The organism is Gloeocapsopsis sp. IPPAS B-1203, from assembly GCF_002749975.1.
In the GTDB taxonomy this organism is placed as follows: Bacteria; Cyanobacteriota; Cyanobacteriia; order Cyanobacteriales; family Chroococcidiopsidaceae; genus Gloeocapsopsis.
On record NZ_PEIG01000001.1, the window covers coordinates 151,551 to 169,839 of the forward strand.

The 18,289-nt window shown below is 41.1% G+C and carries 24 protein-coding genes and 1 tRNA gene; 13 read left to right on the forward strand and 12 right to left on the reverse strand.

Annotated features, from left to right (window positions below; all coding sequences use genetic code 11):
* The first annotated feature begins 66 nt into the window (after nt 1-66).
* Nucleotides 67-351 carry a hypothetical protein gene (locus CSQ79_RS00705; protein WP_289500145.1) on the forward strand — a complete coding sequence of 95 codons (285 nt, stop codon included), beginning with the start codon at nt 67-69 and terminating at the stop codon, nt 349-351.
* A gap of 455 nt (nt 352-806) precedes the next feature.
* On the opposite strand, the gene brnA is transcribed toward CSQ79_RS00705, so the two are convergent.
* Complete coding sequence (brnA, locus tag CSQ79_RS00710; protein WP_099699296.1) at nt 807-1,028, reverse strand: type II toxin-antitoxin system BrnA family antitoxin; 222 nt, start codon at nt 1,026-1,028, stop codon at nt 807-809.
* Nucleotides 1,015-1,278, reverse strand: coding sequence for a BrnT family toxin (locus CSQ79_RS00715; RefSeq protein WP_099699297.1), 264 nt, complete (start codon nt 1,276-1,278; stop codon nt 1,015-1,017). The genes brnA and CSQ79_RS00715 overlap by 14 nt, the downstream gene beginning before the upstream one ends.
* A gap of 194 nt (nt 1,279-1,472) precedes the next feature.
* Here CSQ79_RS00715 and CSQ79_RS27235 point away from each other — a divergent pair, with 194 nt between their 5' ends.
* Both CSQ79_RS27235 and CSQ79_RS27240 read left to right on the forward strand, forming a co-directional pair.
* Nucleotides 1,473-1,832 (forward strand): hypothetical protein, encoded by a 360-nt coding sequence (locus CSQ79_RS27235; RefSeq protein WP_289500146.1) that lies wholly within the window; start codon nt 1,473-1,475, stop codon nt 1,830-1,832.
* Nucleotides 1,833-1,878: 46 nt separating this feature from the next.
* Nucleotides 1,879-2,280, forward strand: coding sequence for a site-specific integrase (locus CSQ79_RS27240; RefSeq protein WP_289500147.1), 402 nt, complete (start codon nt 1,879-1,881; stop codon nt 2,278-2,280).
* Nucleotides 2,281-2,412: 132 nt separating this feature from the next.
* Here CSQ79_RS27240 and CSQ79_RS00725 read toward each other — a convergent pair.
* Nucleotides 2,413-2,485 (reverse strand) — tRNA-Glu (locus tag CSQ79_RS00725).
* A gap of 73 nt (nt 2,486-2,558) precedes the next feature.
* Nucleotides 2,559-2,837, reverse strand: coding sequence for an Npun_R1517 family heterocyst differentiation transcriptional regulator (locus CSQ79_RS00730; RefSeq protein WP_099699298.1), 279 nt, complete (start codon nt 2,835-2,837; stop codon nt 2,559-2,561).
* 549 nt (nt 2,838-3,386) lie between these two features.
* Here CSQ79_RS00730 and CSQ79_RS00735 point away from each other — a divergent pair.
* Together CSQ79_RS00735 and CSQ79_RS00740 are read left to right on the forward strand one after the other, a co-directional pair.
* On the forward strand, nt 3,387-3,929 hold the full coding sequence (locus CSQ79_RS00735; RefSeq protein ID WP_099699299.1) for a LeuD/DmdB family oxidoreductase small subunit: 543 nt from the start codon (nt 3,387-3,389) through the stop codon (nt 3,927-3,929).
* A 115-nt stretch (nt 3,930-4,044) separates the two neighbouring features.
* Complete coding sequence (locus CSQ79_RS00740) at nt 4,045-4,401, forward strand: NAD(P)H-quinone oxidoreductase subunit M (protein ID WP_099699755.1); 357 nt, start codon at nt 4,045-4,047, stop codon at nt 4,399-4,401.
* A gap of 193 nt (nt 4,402-4,594) precedes the next feature.
* Here CSQ79_RS00740 and CSQ79_RS00745 read toward each other — a convergent pair whose 3' ends face one another.
* Nucleotides 4,595-4,867, reverse strand: a complete 273-nt coding sequence (locus CSQ79_RS00745; protein WP_099699300.1) for a hypothetical protein — start codon at nt 4,865-4,867, stop codon at nt 4,595-4,597.
* 951 nt (nt 4,868-5,818) lie between these two features.
* Between CSQ79_RS00745 and CSQ79_RS27245 the strand changes: the two genes are divergently transcribed.
* The 3 genes from CSQ79_RS27245 to CSQ79_RS00755 all read left to right on the forward strand — a co-directional run bounded on the left by CSQ79_RS27245 (nt 5,819) and on the right by CSQ79_RS00755 (nt 9,467).
* Nucleotides 5,819-6,415 (forward strand): hypothetical protein, encoded by a 597-nt coding sequence (locus tag CSQ79_RS27245; protein WP_289500150.1) that lies wholly within the window; start codon nt 5,819-5,821, stop codon nt 6,413-6,415.
* On the forward strand, nt 6,319-8,091 hold the full coding sequence (locus CSQ79_RS00750; protein WP_289500152.1) for a PP2C family protein-serine/threonine phosphatase: 1,773 nt from the start codon (nt 6,319-6,321) through the stop codon (nt 8,089-8,091). The genes CSQ79_RS27245 and CSQ79_RS00750 overlap by 97 nt, the downstream gene beginning before the upstream one ends.
* A gap of 731 nt (nt 8,092-8,822) precedes the next feature.
* Nucleotides 8,823-9,467 carry a hypothetical protein gene (locus CSQ79_RS00755; protein ID WP_099699301.1) on the forward strand — a complete coding sequence of 215 codons (645 nt, stop codon included), beginning with the start codon at nt 8,823-8,825 and terminating at the stop codon, nt 9,465-9,467.
* A 66-nt stretch (nt 9,468-9,533) separates the two neighbouring features.
* On the opposite strand, the gene CSQ79_RS00760 is transcribed toward CSQ79_RS00755, so the two are convergent.
* From CSQ79_RS00760 to petD, 4 genes are all read right to left on the reverse strand, one after another.
* Entirely contained in the window at nt 9,534-10,889 is a 1,356-nt protein-coding gene (locus CSQ79_RS00760; RefSeq protein ID WP_099699302.1) for a PrsW family glutamic-type intramembrane protease, read from the reverse strand.
* 136 nt (nt 10,890-11,025) lie between these two features.
* Nucleotides 11,026-11,235, reverse strand: coding sequence for a hypothetical protein (locus tag CSQ79_RS00765; RefSeq protein ID WP_099699303.1), 210 nt, complete (start codon nt 11,233-11,235; stop codon nt 11,026-11,028).
* Nucleotides 11,236-11,247: 12 nt separating this feature from the next.
* Complete coding sequence (def, locus tag CSQ79_RS00770) at nt 11,248-11,811, reverse strand: peptide deformylase (RefSeq protein ID WP_099699304.1); 564 nt, start codon at nt 11,809-11,811, stop codon at nt 11,248-11,250.
* Nucleotides 11,812-12,092: 281 nt separating this feature from the next.
* The gene (gene petD, locus CSQ79_RS00775; RefSeq protein ID WP_099699305.1) at nt 12,093-12,578 is read right to left on the reverse strand and encodes a cytochrome b6-f complex subunit IV; all 486 of its coding nucleotides are present in this window, start codon (nt 12,576-12,578) and stop codon (nt 12,093-12,095) included.
* A 176-nt stretch (nt 12,579-12,754) separates the two neighbouring features.
* Here petD and CSQ79_RS00780 point away from each other — a divergent pair, with 176 nt between their 5' ends.
* From CSQ79_RS00780 to CSQ79_RS00790, 3 genes are all read left to right on the forward strand, one after another.
* Nucleotides 12,755-13,324: a TetR/AcrR family transcriptional regulator gene (locus tag CSQ79_RS00780; protein ID WP_099699306.1), complete on the forward strand. Its 570-nt coding sequence runs from the start codon at nt 12,755-12,757 to the stop codon at nt 13,322-13,324.
* Nucleotides 13,325-13,452: 128 nt separating this feature from the next.
* Nucleotides 13,453-14,091: a HEAT repeat domain-containing protein gene (locus tag CSQ79_RS00785; RefSeq protein WP_099699307.1), complete on the forward strand. Its 639-nt coding sequence runs from the start codon at nt 13,453-13,455 to the stop codon at nt 14,089-14,091.
* A gap of 147 nt (nt 14,092-14,238) precedes the next feature.
* On the forward strand, nt 14,239-15,072 hold the full coding sequence (locus tag CSQ79_RS00790; RefSeq protein WP_099699308.1) for a DUF3598 family protein: 834 nt from the start codon (nt 14,239-14,241) through the stop codon (nt 15,070-15,072).
* Here CSQ79_RS00790 and CSQ79_RS00795 read toward each other — a convergent pair.
* Both CSQ79_RS00795 and aat read right to left on the reverse strand, forming a co-directional pair.
* Nucleotides 15,069-15,962 carry a phosphatase PAP2 family protein gene (locus CSQ79_RS00795; protein ID WP_289500156.1) on the reverse strand — a complete coding sequence of 298 codons (894 nt, stop codon included), beginning with the start codon at nt 15,960-15,962 and terminating at the stop codon, nt 15,069-15,071. The genes CSQ79_RS00790 and CSQ79_RS00795 overlap by 4 nt on opposite strands.
* 73 nt (nt 15,963-16,035) lie before the next feature.
* Entirely contained in the window at nt 16,036-16,611 is a 576-nt protein-coding gene (aat, locus tag CSQ79_RS00800) for a leucyl/phenylalanyl-tRNA--protein transferase (protein WP_099699310.1), read from the reverse strand.
* A gap of 196 nt (nt 16,612-16,807) precedes the next feature.
* Here aat and CSQ79_RS00805 point away from each other — a divergent pair, with 196 nt between their 5' ends.
* Complete coding sequence (locus CSQ79_RS00805) at nt 16,808-17,137, forward strand: DUF8822 family protein (RefSeq protein ID WP_099699311.1); 330 nt, start codon at nt 16,808-16,810, stop codon at nt 17,135-17,137.
* A gap of 97 nt (nt 17,138-17,234) precedes the next feature.
* On the opposite strand, the gene rpsN is transcribed toward CSQ79_RS00805, so the two are convergent.
* A complete protein-coding gene (gene rpsN, locus CSQ79_RS00810) occupies nt 17,235-17,537 on the reverse strand; it encodes a 30S ribosomal protein S14 (RefSeq protein WP_099699312.1) in 303 nt (100 codons plus the stop codon).
* Nucleotides 17,538-17,720: 183 nt separating this feature from the next.
* Between rpsN and CSQ79_RS00815 the strand changes: the two genes are divergently transcribed.
* Entirely contained in the window at nt 17,721-18,275 is a 555-nt protein-coding gene (locus tag CSQ79_RS00815; RefSeq protein WP_099699313.1) for a hypothetical protein, read from the forward strand.
* Nucleotides 18,276-18,289 lie beyond the last annotated feature (14 nt).

Genomic DNA, 18,289 nt, shown 5'->3' on the forward strand with positions numbered 1-18,289 from the left:
TATTGTACAGAATCATTGCTTGTATTAATATGATAGTGTACATAACCTATAAAGTAATTTATGTCTATGTCTGGTCGTGGTGGTTCGCGTGAAGGGTCAGGTAGACCGTCTCCCTGGAATAACAAAAAGACTGTTGCTATCCGAGTACCTGAATGTTTTGCCCAAGAATTACTAAACTACGCAAAACGTTTAGATCGGGGTGATAATACCAACAGTATAGATAACGTACATAATCAAAAAGTATTATCTATGCTTAAAGAAACCCTTAATTACCCAACCAATAGTTTTGGTAAAGGTAAAGCCGTTATCAAGGAAGTAGTATCAATTATGGAAAACGTACAGAATCAATAATCAGGAAAAGGCTAGTGAATAACATTTGGTAACACTAGCTCAAAACGCTTACCAGTGGTTTGTCACGATTGCCTAGAGTATCAACTAGCGTGACTGGCTTAGTCATTCCCCACAGATGTAGCTCTGCATATCTAAACCTAATATCTTCTAGAGGACGACGGCGAGGCAGTCTACGTTGCTCACCATAAATCCGTTTAGTTTCTGTAATTTCTGGAGTTGAATTGTCTGTTCTTCGTCCATGCGTGGTTATCTCCTTTACCAGTGTTACACGAGTTTTCTACACAAGTCGTACGAAATAAGGGACTAGTTAACTAGTCCACAATCGTACACAACACGATAACAACACTTCTGCAAAGTAGTCCAAGCTGCTTAAGTTGTCTGGTAAATACTGTATCAAGCGACAGCAATGCATTAGTATTAGGAGCGCATGTTTTCAAGAGAGGACAAATAATTTATCAGTGTGCTTCTAGTCGCTCGGCTAACCACACTTTGATAATTGATTGGCGTGACACTCCTAGACGCGAGGCTTCTTGATCAAGTGCGTCAATCATCCACACGGGAAAATCAACGTTGACTCGCTTGAGCAAATGACCAGGACGCTCGGCTGTTGATAAATCTAAAAATTCGGTAACGTCTTCCCCAGCATCAAATTTTTCGTCAAACTCACTTGCCTTCATAAATTGCTACCTCTTCTGCTCTCGCACGGCGTACTGAAATAATCCGTATTTTCAGGCTGCGATAGGTGATGACTGCTGACCAGCACTTATCCGCGATTTTCCCAACGATTAAATATCGCGGCTCGTCCTCGGTTCTTGCAGGAATCTGGATGCAATTGGCATCACTCCACAGTGATTGAGCTTCTGTAAAGTCAATGCCATGCTTCTGTTTATTTGAATCGCTCTTTTTCTCGTCAAACTCAAAGTCCAACCTGAAAAGTATAAAAAATGTATAACTTTTATACCTTAATTATACTCTTCAGCCGAACGGTTACACGAATTCTCAAGAAAAAAATTTCTGATCTAGGGTTAAAGACTGTTACCTCTGCTAAAAACACTGCTGTATATAGCTTTCAGAAGTCACCCGCGCTAATTTCAGTTTCAGAATATATAGAGCAATATAAAGTGCAGTTTTTTAATGATGGTAGAAGTGAGACTTCATGGAAAGGAGATTACTGGAAGATATTTAAGCGATTACCTCAAGACGTAACGCTAACTGTTGAGGTTCTAGAACAGGTAATTCTCTCAACCCCACCCAATACTAAAACCAGAAAACGGGCTTGCATGGCGATCGCTGCCCTAGCTCGGTTTGCTCAATTAGAATACAATCCCTCAGACTTGTCTGGTAACTATTCGCCTAATCGGGTATCTCCCAGAGATTTACCTGACGATCTAACAATTGCTCAGTGGTGGTACAAAATTACTAATCCTGGCTGGCGGTGGGTCTATGGAATGAATTGCGACCTATGGATTAAGACCCCATGAAGTTTTCCGACTTGATTTAGAGCGGCTGACAAACGGTTCTAATATTGTGTCGGTTCTGGAAAATACCAAGACAGGAGCGCGGTTAGTTTGGGCTTGTTACCCAGAATGGTTTGATGAGTTTCAACTCCAAGATGTCAGGCTACCCAATATTAGATTAGACCGACCCAATACCGCGATCGGAGAAAGCTGTAGTCACTACTTTGGGGACTTCAAGTTACCCTTCCAACTTTATACCTTGAGACACCGCTGGGCAGTGCGGACGTTGGAATTTGGATTAGATATCAGCTTGGCAGCCCAACAAATGGGTCATAGCGTTCAGGTTCATTCAAATAATTACCATCACTGGATTACTGAAGATGTACATCAGCGAGCTTTCAATGTCCTGATGCTCAGACCAGAGCGCCCCAGACCGCCAAAACTTGAATTAAAATTTCTGACTAAAATCTGACTAAAAAATAGCAGGGATTAAGCGGTTATCAACGCCTATTAATGGTATTGTGCAAAAGTTACAATTCCCTAAAAGCAGTCAAGGAAGGCAATTTTAACCTTCCTTGAACTAATCCAAAACGTATTGTTTTTATACCCCCAGGGGAATTCGAATCCCCGTCGCCTCCGTGAAAGGGAGGTGTCCTAGGCCTCTAGACGATGGGGGCGTCTGATTTGCACTTTTATTAGGATAGCGAGCTTACCGTGATTTTGTCAACACTCTTATGAAAAAAGATGCTTTTACGCCAAATCAGATGAATTTCGTAACCGCATCAGTTGCCGGCGCATTTGCGGCGAGGCTTCTAGCTCAGAAATTTCCTGTGCTTCTACGTGTGCCTGCAAAGGTTCCATATACTCATCAGCTCCACTAGCAAACGCCTCGATCAGCAACTCTAGTAAGTCTTCGCGATTACGTAAAATACATTTTTCTTCAATTAGTCGAAATTTGAGCTGAACGTTGCACTCGTAAACGCCGACTTCGACTTTGCTTTGTTGGGGTGGTATTGCATCAGATTTCATACTTTTAAATATCCAATTTTTTGTAGTAATTAAGTAAATAACTGATATATCGGTCTTAATCTAAATTCACTGGATGTTTATTTTCAACACAGATTAATAAATCTCAGCCACCTCACTTTAACTTTTCTTGACAAATTTTAAAAACCGGAAAATTAGAATCAATATGGTCAATCACTATTATTCAGCCTTTAAGCTGAAATACAATAAAGTTTCTGTAAGGAGTTTGTAAGAGTTGTCTAATTTTTTATATATGACGGTGCCAATGGTTTCTAAGTTTCACTTAGCAGACAAGTTCCATTAGCACGCTTGTATTTATTAACACCTAGCTAAATCAGAAAATAAATTCCTTATTAAAGAAATATATAGAGGAAATTTCAACTGAAGTACAATTGTAAGCTGCTCTAAACAAAAATTAGGTTGATCTAATGTTAAAAATTTGCTAGTCAGAATGTAGTAAGTAACGCAGAAATACTGAGATTTTTTTTTACTATTCTCTCTTTATTGCTATTTTGGAAAAGTAGCATTATGCGAAGTTACAGGAGATTACCAATGAGCAAAGTCATTCAAGGTAAAATTTTTGTTGTTGACGACAATATAGATACAGATCAGATTATTCCTGCAGAGTACTTAACACTAGTCCCTTCTAAGCTTGATGAGTATGAGAAGTTGGGAAGTTATGCTTTAATTGGGTTGCCTGATCGATATGGCAAGTTTGTTGCTCCAGGGCAAGCGAAGACAGAATATCCAATTATCGTGGCAGGAGAAAACTTTGGTTGTGGCTCCTCGCGAGAACACGCACCGATCGCCTTGGGTGCTTCCGGTGTTAAAGCAGTTGTAGCACAATCTTATGCACGGATTTTTTTTCGTAACTGTGCAGCTACGGGTGAACTCTACCCTTGGGAATCAGTAGAACGTCTGTGCGATGAGTTCCAGACTGGTCAAGAGGTCACGATTGACTTTGACCAAAATCAAATTACTAACCATTCCCTAGATAAAGTATACGTTCTTAAGTCTTTAGGTGAAGTTAGACCAGTTATTGATGCAGGCGGCATTTTTGCCTATGCCCGCCAAACAGGAATGATTTCACGTTAAGCGCGATCGCCTTTGGCGCTCTCGAAAAGCGCACTCGCTGAAATTATGGGCATAAACTTATGCAGATCCGGTCTAAAATGAGTTCAGTGTGATTCCTCTGTTCAATCATCCACCTATGGAAGATCAGCTTCTTAAGTCCACAACCCGCCATGTACGCATCTTTTCTGCTGAAGTGGATAAAGATGGTGAACTAGTGCCTAGTAACCAAGTTCTAACACTGGATGTAGACCCAGATAACGAATTCAACTGGAATGAAGATGCTCTCCAACAGGTGTACCGCAAGTTTGATGACTTGGTAGAGTCTTATAGTGGTGCCGATTTAACTGATTACAATCTTCGCCGGATTGGGTCAGATTTAGAGCATTTTATCCGTCATCTCTTGCAAAGTAGTCAAATTGGCTACAATCTTCAAGGGCGCGTCGTTAATTACAGTATGGGTATTCCGCAAGTTGCATTTGATGATAGCAAGTAAGCTGTCATGTAAGTACCATAAAGCACAATGTTCAGCTTGAAAGTTCATAGTCACGATCGCTATTGAGATAGTGAACTCTTATTGTATTGCTATAAAATTGGTATCCAGGGATAGCATCTTGCTCCCTGGATTATTTAGTTAAGCTTTCAAGCTAAGTTATGAAGATCTTAATAACGTAAGCTGTTGTATGAGTTTACCACCACTTACGGTCGCCCTCTTCGTCAACTCGTGCTTGCCTAATCACATCTGAAATTTCTTCTGCATCTTTAACATGATGTAGAGCCTTTTCTTCTCCATCTGGCTCATCTACTACAAAATACGCAGGAACTTCAATATGATCTCCAGTAATATCTGGAGAATCTACCGCAAGCTGCTGAGATTTTTCTTCTATCGTTTCGGGTTGCTCTGAAATAACATCGCCAGGGTTTACGGCACGATGAGTATCTTTTTCCTGTTCGTTTGCCATAAATTTGGAAGAGTAACTTTACATTAAACTAATTTTCATTACAGATTAAAGAACAACAAAGGCGATCGCATCTTTCCAGCGACATAATTTAATATATAAGTAAGCGAGTGAAAATAAACGTAACTTAAAGATTGTTGGTTAATGGTTAATAGTCAATAGAGCAACAATTAACTATTGACCGGCATGAAATGGGCGATCAACAATCACGCTCACTTAATTATAAAAAATGCTGTTTTTATTTGGCTTCTAGCGCTACTTTTTCCTATTTATGTATAACTTTCACTAGAATAAATTACTTTTACGTGAGTTATAAACCATTACTATACTATTAGTAGTCAATCTTACCTTATTTCTAATAACTCACATTCAGCTCAACTGATTAAAAAATATCTTTACTTAATCAAGCTTATATACAACATTAGGTGGAATAAGGCTAATTTTTAGTACTGGAAAATAGTACTTTTGATTGAGATTAAGAATACTCTACTCTTTTGATTAAAATATTTATTGCAATAATTACAATGTGCTGCTGAAATAAATATTTACTTGAGAAAATAGACAACAAGTAAATTAACAGATATATTATTGAGAAAATAATACATTAGCTAATTATTTTCTCAAGCAAGAACAAGAAACTATATTTGGCAAATCAAAGTCTTTATTATGGGAAACTAATACTATTCAGCTTCACTTAATATAAAAGAATAATGACTAAGGTAATAACCAAGATTAATTAAGAATTTCAGGTATCGTGCGAGAAAAGCCTATCCTATAATTAGAAAAATTGTATCAAAATATCGAAATTTCAGATTGTGAAACTTGTTCGACAGCAGAATACCAGAGGCAGAGAAATTTTGCATGAAGCTCTTGATGTGGCAATTTAGAGAGTAATCAGTTTGTAATAGTAGGACTGCTGTACAAAATTCCCAATGACTGATTGGTGCGAAAACTATGCAAAATGAAGCAGCAAGGCTCCAATGTCCAAATGAACAGTGCAAAGCTGCCAATAATGAAAGTGATAAGTATTGCCAGCAATGCGGTACATTTATACCTAAACTCTACCTGTGGGCAGTAGGGTCGGGTATTGAAGAGTATCGAGTTGGAGAAATTGCCGCTGAGCGGTATTTGCTGAAAAGTAAGCGACTATTTCTTGACACCAAGCCAGGCTTACCACCGGAAACACAGCAGTATGAAATTACGACCGCAACAAAACCCTATTTAAGGTTAATTCCCTACCGCCTTCAGGTTCCTCAAGTATATGGTTTTTTGCCAGGACAGGCTAATTCTGACATATTCTTGTTAGAAGCACCGGTTTATTCTCAAGCAACACCTCTGGCAGGACAATTGCTACCAACGCTATATGATGCTTGGCAAGATGCACGTCACTACGACAATTACATTGGCTGTGGCAAATTGCGCAACTGTGGCAACCTCTCAGCAGTGAAGGAGTCGTGTCTAGTTTACTGGATCTACAGCTACTGCGTGTGGAAGGCTCTTTGGTACGATTATTGCAACTGCGAGCAGATCAGAATTCTCAACCAACCCTAGCCGACTTAGGTCAGTTATGGCTAGAGTTAGTAGACCAGGCACGACCAAATATTGTTGAGTTTCTCAATCAATTATGCTGTTCTATGTTGAAGGGAGTCTTAAGTACAGATGCTCTTGTGACAGCATTGGATCGAGGTATTACTGAACTAGGGCGATCGCAAGCTCGAAAATTAGTTATTAGCACTTACACAGATCCTGGACCTACTCGGCAACGCAATGAAGATGCATGTTACCCTGCCAGTGGTAATACAATAACATCACCAAAACCAGCACTAGTGATAGTTTGTGATGGAATCGGTGGTCATGAAGGAGGTAATGTTGCTTCGCAGTTGGCAGTAGATGTATTACAACAAGTCAAACAACTGCCATTAGATGATATCAACTTAGATGCCACAGCACTTACTAACGACTTAGAACGTTTTGTCCGACTTGCTAACGATCGCATTAGCCAGCGCAACGACAACGAACATCGCTTTGGTCGTCAGCGTATGGGAACTACACTAGTTATGGCAGTAGAGCGTGCGCATGAAATGTATATTACGCACGTAGGAGACAGTCGCGCTTACTGGATTACTCGCACAGGTTGCCATCAATTGACCTTAGATGATGATGTGGCTTCTCGTGAGGTACGTTTGGGCTATTCACTTTATCGCAATGCTTTAGCACAAGCATCGTCTGGTTCTTTGGTACAAGCTCTAGGAATGAGCTCTTCAACAGCGTTACATCCAACTGTACAACGGTTTGTACTTGATGAAGACTGTATTTTTTTGCTATGTTCTGATGGTTTAAGCGACTACGATCGCATAGAAGAATATTGGGATACCGCAATTTTACCTGCCATCAATGGCAATATTCAGGAAGCAGATGCTGTTGCACGATTAGTTGAAATTGGGAATACGCAAAATGGCCACGATAACATTACTGTTGCGCTTGTAGGTTGTAAAGTTGAATACTCTGAGCCAGCGATACCGCTATCTGTTACTTTATTTGAGGATGTTGTTCATTTTCAGGAACACGACAAAACAACAAAAGCGATCGCATATCGTAAAGAACAAGATGCTACAGTCAATCTTACCCCTTCAAGTTCCGATAAATTGCGACAATCGCACTCAATTAAACGTCTCTTGCTACCAATGTTACTCGGAGCTATCTTGCTGTTGACGGGTGGAGGATTGCTTGCTTATTTTTTATTAGGACTCAATCGCACAAAGCAACCACTAAATTACCCAACAACACCATCTTCGATCGCATCACCCACAAAACCACCGATAACTCAATCTATTACAGCTAGCACGCTATCAGTTGGCACTTTAGTCCAAATTAATCGCCAAATTGATCTTGAGCAAAATCCAAATGCGATCGCTGCTTCCACCTCACAATCTCAAATTGCCCAAGTTCCTACAAACGGAATCTTGAAAGTAACGGGTAGAAAAGAAAACCTTGAACAAGGAGATCTACTCAGGCTAAAATTTCTTTGCGTTATTGACAATACAGCAGGACTCGACGTCAACCCCAATACGCAATTACAGCAAAATACACTTTCCCCTTTGATTCAATTAGGACAAGAAGGATGGATTCATCAAACAACACTGCTACCAAGTGTTGAAAAAACTCTAGGTCAAACAAAAAGCAATTCTTGCCCTGTTTCAACTAACCCAGCAACGTCCACTCCCTAAGAATCTCTCAAACAATGCTCCACTCTCAACGTTACTGAAAAAAAGTGAAAAGGATTCTTCGCGAGGCAAGAAAACGCGATCGCCTCGTTCTATGGTTGCAACGTAAGTGAGTAGGTGAAAATAAATGTGACTTGAGGGCTGTTATCAGTCGATGATCAATGGTCAGTGAAGTAACAACCATTAGCCAGTATATAAGTGTGCGATCAACAATTATGACCACGTATTTAAATAGATTTAAGTCACTAACAAAAAAGTAGGATTGAGATTGCTGGCAACAATTACATAAACGTTCTTATTCCAATTTCCTGACTTGATTCATGAACTATTTCTGGTTATTCATGCCTAGCAAATGTACTGTCATCATTTGCTAGTTGCTGGCGTGACGAGGAGCTAGTTGCTCTTTTACAAGAGCAGCACGTTGATTTTTTGCTGGATTGTAAGCAAAAGAAAAAGCAAGTTTGATCTATTTCTTACGAAAGATTCCTCATTTTGGCATACCATTATTATCTACCAAAGGTTAGTAAAATATCCATCATCAGGAAGTACCTTTGACATTAAAAACATAGTTAAAGTTTGATAGTTCTAAAATTTAAATATTTGATTTTGTTGAAGATAAATAAAATCACAACATAGACAATATAGCTATTTCCACTGATTACGGAAAGGGCTACGAAGCAAGTGTAGCTACACATACCAGCATTTTTCTGTCAACGTATTTCAGGAGTTCTACCATGGCACAAGAATTCAATCCAGCGCAAGATGAGAGTAAGTATACTCCTTCACCAGCGCAATTGGATTTATTAGAAGCACTTTTATCATCAGAAAATGCTACATATCCATGGAATCCTGCAGATCCAGAAGCAGCGGTTTATTTTGAAGAACAAGATCAACTTGCGATTGAATTACTATCACAAGAAGAAATTAAAACACGTTCGCAACAATTTCACTCAGAGCTGGAGAAAACTTGGTATAAAGTAACATTCAACAGAAATAATTTCTCTAATGCTAGTTGTAAACGAGATTGGCAACACTTCTTCACTGCTTTCGTACCGCAAGGTTGGTTAGAAGCGATCGCTTGTCAAGCCCAACAAGTTTGCCATAATCAAAGTTCGCTAGCAGAAAAATTGGTAGACTGCGTTCGTGGTTTACTCCCAAGTTTAGTTGAAGAAGATTTGCTAGTACTAGCTCGCCCTTTCGCATCTGCTACACACAGCGCAAAGCAAGAATCTGAAAATGCTATTAGTTACGTGCAACAGCGTAAGTGGGATGAGTTGTCAGAAATTGAACAAGCAAAAGCAAGTTTGGCGATCGCCCGTTACGCTTTAGCCCAAACGAAACTAGCACACAGTCCTTCTACCAATGGACAGCAATATTGACAAAACCTGGTCTGTTTTCGACGCACAGTTATTGTTTCAGCCATCAGGTTCAGATTATCGAAGATTTTACAAGCGTTTTCCAAACCGAGTAGCAAAGTTTTGCGATCGCGTTGGTGAGAGTACCCGCGCTTTTAATATTGCTGCTGTTAAAAATGCATACGAAACAACACCAACAACTGCTAGAAGTAAACCACTAAGAAGACCTGTAGCGTTCCACAACGCATGAAGTACCGCAGCGCTCAAATACCCTGTTCCTAGAATTCGCCAGCGCTTACGTGACTTGAGCACACTCAAACCAATGAAATAGCCAAAATAGCCGCTGTAAGCCATATGTCCAGCTATTGATCCTAATATTCGAGGAATCAATAGTTGGAAACCAACAAGTTCACCCACACCACCCTGAGCTGCTACACTGCGAGTAATTTCTGGAACATATTGCCTCAATGTTTCTACCAAAGTAAAGCTCATAGCGGAAGCTGTACCTAGTAAAATTCCGTCTAACGGTTCTGCAATACCAATGCGTTCTCGCCACGGAGATTGCAAACGTCTTCCGATGATATAAGCCCAAAGTACTGGTAACGCTTTAAGCAGTTCTTCCATCAATCCAGCACCAAAAAACATCCGTATCAATAGTTCAGGGAAGCTTACGGATTCAGCAGTTAAAGGAATCTGACCAGGAAGTAGTCTACGAAAAACAAAAATAAATAACGGTAAAATAGGACTTAGTAAAATTAGCAGAGAAGCGATCGCGACTCCTAAAATTACCCACCAAGGCTTACGCTTACCACAAAGCTGATAAACGAAGTAATAAGCAGCACCCGCCAGGTAGATTGCAACAAGTATCTGATTAAAGTATGCTGTTTCAGGTCTGCCTACCGTGGCAAACATCAAAACAACAAAGATAACTGTGAGTACTCCTGGAATGAGATATGCCTTACTTGTTAAATCCTTTGCCGTAGCTGCAATGGGAAATAACTGAGTAAAGCTGACTGAGTGTTCTGAAGATGAAGTTTCAATGAGTTGCGGTGTTTCTTCTGGAGTAGATTGTAGTGTGTGTTGAATATGAGTTGTATATTCAAAAACAAATTCGGCGCCGTTATATCCCAGCGTAATGCGATCGCCTGCGCGCAACTCTTGACATCGCTCCAAACGACGTCCATTGACGTAAGTACCATTGGCACTATTTAAGTCACAGACAAGCCAACGCCGTTGAATGCCACTATTCAACATTGGTCGGAAAACTACATGACGGCGAGATACCATGCCATAAATACTAGAATCTAGTATGATCTGACAACTATGGTCGCGCCCAACAACAACCTCTTGAGTTCTAGAGAGGGGATAGCGACGACCAATATCTGGTTCCCCTACACTGTTACGAGGTAATTGCTGCAAAAATCCCTCAGTGTCTTGTCCGGTCATGAGTTGGAATACGGTGTTGGCAACAGCATACAGCAGTTATGACTGACTGCGATCAAAATTGCCATAGTTGACTCACTACTGATGTAGTAGTGAGCTTATCCATAATTGAGGATGCTACCTAAATTGCCTAAGGCTTCTACTTACTGTTTGCAGCATTGGTATCACGCACCGCGGCATAAAACAAAAAGCCCGTTAGAGGAATACTCATTGCTAGAATAACACTTGTCACAGTTACTCCTAAATCTGGCTGCCCAGAAGAAAGTTCAAACACTGAACCTACTCCGGCGATCGCTGCTATGCATGAGCCACCAAGAAATAGCCCACTTTTAGGGGTCATTGTATTCATTTTGTAATTTTCCTAAGCGAATGGTTTAACAGCTTTTGCCGAGAAGCCGTGCTTTGATAGCTCAGCATTCAGTGCGATTTGATTTTCTACTCGATCAACAAATAATACTCCATTGAGGTGATCGATTTCATGTTGAATGCAACGCGCTAATAACTCATTAGCTTGTAATGTCCGAGGACGTCCGTTTTCATCCTTGTAGCTAATTTCAACAACTTGAGGACGTACAACATCCAAATAAACGCCAGGAATACTCAAACACCCTTCTTGCATCACGCACAGTTCTGGGCTAAGTTTCTTAATCGCTGGATTCACTAAAATTAGTGGGGGGTTGGCTGGGTTGTCTGGTTCGCAATCGATAACAATGACTTGTTTTTGAACTGCTACTTGCGGTGCTGCTAAACCAATACCATCTGCACTATACATTGTTTGCAGCATTTCTTTGGCAAGGAGGCGAAGTTCTTGATCGACTTTCGCAACTCGCTTAGCCGACTGGCGTAAAGCGCGATCGCCTAAGAATCGAATATCTAATGGAGGGTTTTTTAATTTTTGTTTTTCAACAACAACTTCAGAAGGCATAGAATTGTAACTCGCTTTTTTCCGCTAATCTCATTTTTATTTTATCAAGCCGCGATTCTCTCCATTCTCGCTTGTTCTCAAGAGAAATATCATGTGGATAACAGAATTTCGCTCAATTGCTTTCTCTTGGGATCTTGCTTGATACATAGTTATGCTGCCTGAGTTGTTGCTTGTGCCAGTAGCTTGAAGCTTATCCGGTGGTATTCAATCTCAAGCTACTGCAATGTTTTTGTCGAATAGTGTTTTGAAGGATTTAGTTGGGCGATCGCAGAGCGAAATTCCTAAAATAAACCAAGAGTCAAAGATTGATCAATTGGGAAAATAGCACCAATTCCCAACCAGAACGTGACTAAAATGCCAAATAAAAAAACAATCGTGGCAATTGGGCGGCGAAATGGATTTTGAAATTTATTGACACTCTCGATAAATGGAATACATATTAGCCCCAATGGAATAGAAACCATTGCCACAATGCCCAATAGTTTGTTAGGGACAACGCGAAGAATCTGAAAAACTGGGTACAGATACCACTCTGGAAGAATCTCTAGTGGAGTGGCAAAGGGATTAGCAGGTTCTCCCATCATAGCTGGATCAAGTACTGCCAAACCTACACATAAAGCCAGAGTTCCAAGTATGACTACTGGAAAGATGTAAAGGAGTTCATTCGGCCATGCAGGTTCTCCGTAGTAGTTGTGCCCCATTCCCTGCATCAGCTTTGCCCGTAGTTTTGGATCGCTTAAATCAGGCTTCCTAGAAATTCCTGCCACAGCTTAGCTCCTTCTTCCTCAAGTGGTGTATGTTCAGGTACGAAAACTTTGCAGGACAAATCATCCCACCTTGCTTAAGCTGGTTGAGTTAAATCTTCCTCAATTAGGGAGACAAGTTTGTCTCCTGCAAATTGCTGCTAGTATATCCCTATGGAGACAAGTTTGTCTACTTTGCTATGGTAACTTCCGAATCGAGTGCTGCCCGTCAGCAAATCTTAGAAACAGCCTCACAACTCTTCTACCAAAAAGGTATTCAGAATGTTGGTATCAACGAAGTCGTTGCTACATCAGGAGTTGCGAAAAGAACTTTATACAGACATTTCCCCTCAAAAGACGACTTAATTCTCGAAGTCATGCAATATAGAGCTAAGCAGTGGTTAAGCTGGTTTGAAGACGCCGTCACTAGCAAAGGTGGCACAGCTAAAGAGCGGCTTCTTGCAACTTTTGATGTTCTTCAGGAATGGTATGCTAATCCTGACTTCCGAGGTTGCCCTTTCATCAATGCCGTTCTGGAAATAGCAGATGCATCTCATCCGGCTCACCAAGTCTCGGTTCGGTTGAGAGAGACGATCCGCACGTACATTATGCAACTAGCCACTGAAACAGGGGTGCGCGATCCTGCTTCGTTCTCACAGCAGTATTTGCTTTTGATTGGAGGAGCTAGTCTAATGGCAACAATCGAGGAAAATCCCATTGGAGCGCAATATGCTCGGAAAGTTTTGTCTGTTTTGATTGATGCTATCTAGTAATAGCGGTATTAAAGGAAATCATTGATGTTTGTTTTTGACCACGTATCAATCACGGTCAAATTTCATACCTGTCTAGCTGTTTATTGCGAGAGTATTGCCCAGAGGAAGGTTTTAAAATAGTTAAGATGAAGGATCAACTTGATTGGCAAAATCTCCTTGAGAAATTGAGCCAAGCCTCTGATGAAGATGCGGTCGAGGCTGCTAAGTTGCTTTCCCAGCAAGACCACGAACAAAGCATTCTATCTCTGATTCAGTTTGCGAGATCAAAACAGCCGCCATACAGGAGAGAACTTGCGCTTTACGCCTTGGCTTGGATGCACAACTCTCAGTTTATTGACACCTTCATTCAAGTACTAGGAGATCTTAGCGAGGTGGAGAATGTGCGTGGTCAGGCAGCAGAGGCACTGGGAATGTTATTTGATCAAAATTCTGGACAGATATACTACCACAAAGCCGAAAGTGCATTGCTTGAGCATATTTCAGACTCATCCCCTGTTGTTCGATTTTGGTGCTGTTATGGATTAGGGAATATGAGGTCACATCGTGCTGTTGAGCAACTTAAAGCGATTCAAGCACAAGATCATGTACTGTGTCCTGGGTGGTGGTATGTGTCTAAGGAAGCTGAGGATGCTTTAGCGCGTATTGCGGGGCAAGGCAATAATGACTCCACTTTGGCTAACCTTGCGACTTTTGCTGAGGAAGATCGTGTACTTGCTGAATTGGGAATGAGTGATTATACAGCAATGCTTGAGCAAGAAGACTAGCTTTGAATAGAGCAATGTGTTAGTTGGTATGGTTTAAGTCGCTATCTGCGATCGTGATGTACTTTAACTATCAAACTTAAGTTGAATTTCAGCGAGATTGCGACTAAAGATAACATGATGGTGGAAAAGCAATCATCATGTTGAAATATGCGATCGCAGTGGGAATGTTTACTACAAAATGTTGGTGAATGGCACGGTTCCTTTACTCGTTTTTCACCGCAAGGGGAGTTACTCGAAGATACTCCTACAGTCGTTTCCTTAGAAGGGATCGACAACAATCAAACAATGCGCCAAATTATTCGACGTACTTTACCCAATCAAACTGTTGACGAGAAAGTTTTACAATACAGCACATTAGGGAAGCAGATTTTATTTTTTGAAAATGGGGCTTTTTCTCAAGGCTCGATCCAACTTGCTCCTTATTCTGAGTTTGGTGCAGAACATGGTTTAATTGTTGGCGATCGCCGCTTACGCTTAGTACAGTTATTTGATAAAACTGGGAAACTCGATAGAATTACCCTCATTCGCGAGAAACTCCCTAATGCAACAACACCAGAACGCCCAGTCCTAAAGGTTGAGGACTTAGTTGGAGAATGGCACGGTGAAGCTGTAACGCGATATCCAGATGGGCAAGTGGCTGATACTTATCCTACAAAGCTACGTGTAGAAAAAATAAGTGACACCCAAATTGTGCAACACCTAAGCATTATGCAGCAAGGTACGCAGCATACCATTAGTTCGACTGGGAAAATTTCAGGTTCGGTTTTATCGTTTGAAACAGGTTCGCAATGGAATCAAGTATTACTACTTCCTGATGGTGCTTCTGCTGCTTCTCCTCAACAAGTCCGCATTGGGCAAGTCTTTTTCTTGGAACTTGGTTGGCTAATTGATTCAGATCGGCGTCAAAGAATTATCCGTCGTTACAACGAAAAAGGTGAATGGTACAGCTTAACCTTGGTAACAGAAACACAAGTGAATTAGCGAACGCGCCGACTTGTCAAAGGTGTAGCTGAAAGTCGCATCCAAGCAAATAATATTGGTGCAAACAGCAAAGTCCATAATGCAGCGACAAAGAACAGTAACGCTTCTAGCACTAGTTGATCGTCAAGCAAGAGTGGAACTAGCAAAAGCAGAATCAACACACCTAGCCCAATCAATAGCTTAAATGCTTGTCCAGTACGCGAAATTGGTGCAGGAGAAAATCGAATATAACGATATTCAATCAAACCACCAACAATGAAACCGGCAACCGTTCCCATAACGTGCCAAACTCTTGCCGAATCTCCGGCAAAGGGAATTGCAACAAGCACTGCAACAAATATTAAACCTCCCGCAAATTGAAAAAATTTGAACGATCTCGCCGCAAAAAAGGCATCGAGTGTTGGTAAGGCTCGTAAATAAGCAACAGTAAGTACTGCGCCAATCAACACACCACCAATCACATCTCCTAAATAGTGAACGCCAAAGTACAAGCGGGATAGCATGACACCCGCAACTGCGATCGCTGTAATAACTTTTGGCATCCAATTTAAAGTCGCTAGCATTCCCCACATTGAAGTTGCTAAGGCAGTGTGCCCACTAGGGAAAGAGGACGTAAACTCATCCTTCCAGACAATAATTTGCGGATCTTCTGGGCGTGGTAATCCGATTAAGGTTCCAATAACTAAGTCAATTGTCATGGAAAAGACAACAATGCCAACTAAACTATAGGTCAGTCGCCGACCAGAAATCCAAAATGTCAACGCTGCTAGCAGCAATACACCTTGAGTATCGCCAAGATAGCTAAACAACTCAAATACCCAGTACCAGCTAGAGCTAAAAGCCTCTTGTATCCTGACAATAAGGTCAGTTCTCCATAACAAGTTTCCCAACACGTTTTCGTCAGTAGTAAATTGCCAATGTATAGCAATTATCTAACTTTTGTTGCAGAAGTAGTTACTTAATTTACATCAAAGAACATTGTCGCTGGAGTGCTTGAGTTAGTAGTACTTGATACTCGCGCTGATTGACTCGATAAGCCCCAAACCGCTCTAAGTGAGGATTCATCATCTGGGCATCAAAGAAGACAAAACGGCGATCGCGCAGTCGTTCTACCAACTTCACAAGTGCAACTTTTGAGCCATCAGAGATGCGGTAGAACATGGATTCTCCAATAAAAGCTCCTCCGATAACAATTCCTAAAACTCCCCCTGCTAACTCATCACCTTGCCACGTTTCAAAGCTATAAGCCCAACCACTTTGGTAGAGTTGCCAATAAATTTTTTGTAACTCTGGAGAAATCCAAGTTTGTTCTCGATTTGCACACCCAGCAACAACACCAGAAAAATCGCGGTTTACTGTAACAGTAAATCTTTCAGAGTTGAGTACTCGTCGTAGTGACTTAGGATAATAAAACCGTTCGTCTAAAGGAATTAGCGTGCGATCGCGGCTAGTATACCATCCCAAGACATTTGCTTCATCAGCCATCAGAAAATAGCCTTGAGCGTAACCCTCAATGATCGCAGAAACATCATATTCCATGAAGCGTAAGCAACAAGTCAACCTGTACTATACGTAAATATATTTAAACATCGCACCTTTCTTAAGAGAAGCGCATAAATATTCTTATGCAATTACCTTCTCTGCCAATAACATTGCAGTTTGGACGGTTGGTATTATTTTAGAATCTAAATAATGCTTGAATAATTGACTAACTATTCTTCAGCCGAGCGTTATCATGTCTGAGCCAATTCCACCGATTACTCTGCCTCCAGCAGAAAACCCGCAAACTGAAGGGGAATGGTTGCAACAGGTTTTGCAGCGGTGGCTTGATGAAGAATTTTTACCAGAACCAGTGAATCAGCAAATCGCCCAACGTGCTGCTCAAATCTTTGTCCGGCAAAGAATGGAAGGCGAAAATGACTTAGGTTCGTTGGTGCTTGCAATTGTGACTGAAATGCAAGCTTTTGATTTTTCGCAAAGTTTTTATGGTGAGTTTGCGATCGCTAATGCGGTTAGCGACCTCCTTTTAGATAGTTTAGGTATTGATCGCTGTTGTGGTCAATAAAGAAGAGGTCGGGGGTCAGAGATCAGAGATCAGGGCTTAAGAGTATTTGACCTTTAACCTGTCTCTCACTTCATCATTCCCCGTTGCTCCTACTCTATTACCAGCTAGATTTGACAACTCCAGGAAGTAATCCTTGGTGCGCCCATTCGCGCAATACGTGACGAGATAGACCAAAATCCCGATAGACTCCTCTAGGACGTCCTGTCACCCAGCAGCGGTTATGCAAGCGTGTTGGGGCGCTATTGCGTGGTAGCTGTTGAATTTGCCGATGAATTTCTAACTTTTCGCGTTGTGAAGTTGCTTGCTCAAACTGCTCAACTAAAGCTTCCCGCTTTTGGGCATATTTTGTGACAAGCTTTTGGCGCTTTTTCTCGCGCTCAATCATGCTTTTTTTAGCCATTTACAGTTTTTTTTGATTCCTAATTAAAGACACCATTCTCCATTGTAACTTTTTGTAGGGCATTGACAACAATTTGAGTTCACCGACCTCTGCTATATTGTGTATCTCTAGTAATAAATCAATGAGACTGGAATCTTAGACTATAATAAGTCGCCAGGAAGCTACGAATGGAACTATCTTAAAATGCGATCGCTTCTCTTGATGAGCCTAAGCATTGTTACTTGGCTCGTTCCATTACCATCATCAACCGTGCAAGCAATACCACAGCCTTCGACAGAGCCATTGGAATTAAGCTTGTTAGAACCAGGCGCGCCTTTAAGTAATAGATACGTCATTACAGCAAACACAATTTCTCAAAGCGATCTGACTGTTCCCAGTTTATGGTGGGCAAGAGAACAGTTTGCCAGTCAACTCTTAGAAAATTGGATTGCATATCCTGCTGATGGTACCAATGCTGGACGTATTGACTTGATTGTTAACCGCCGTCTTTGGAGTTCTCTAGATTACCTGCAACGTTACGAGTTTGTGAATCGCTTTGGTACGGTAGGAAGAGATTATGGTTACAACATTCGGGTATTTAACTATCGACAGGAACTGTTGGCAACATACACTTGCGAGTTCACAGTAACTCCCCAATGCCAAATCGACTACCTCAGTACAACTGGAAGATCGGGATTGCAACGATTAGGTGAAAGTCAAAATGGTGGTATGCGGCAACTAAATACAGAATTGGAGTAGAAAATATAACTTGA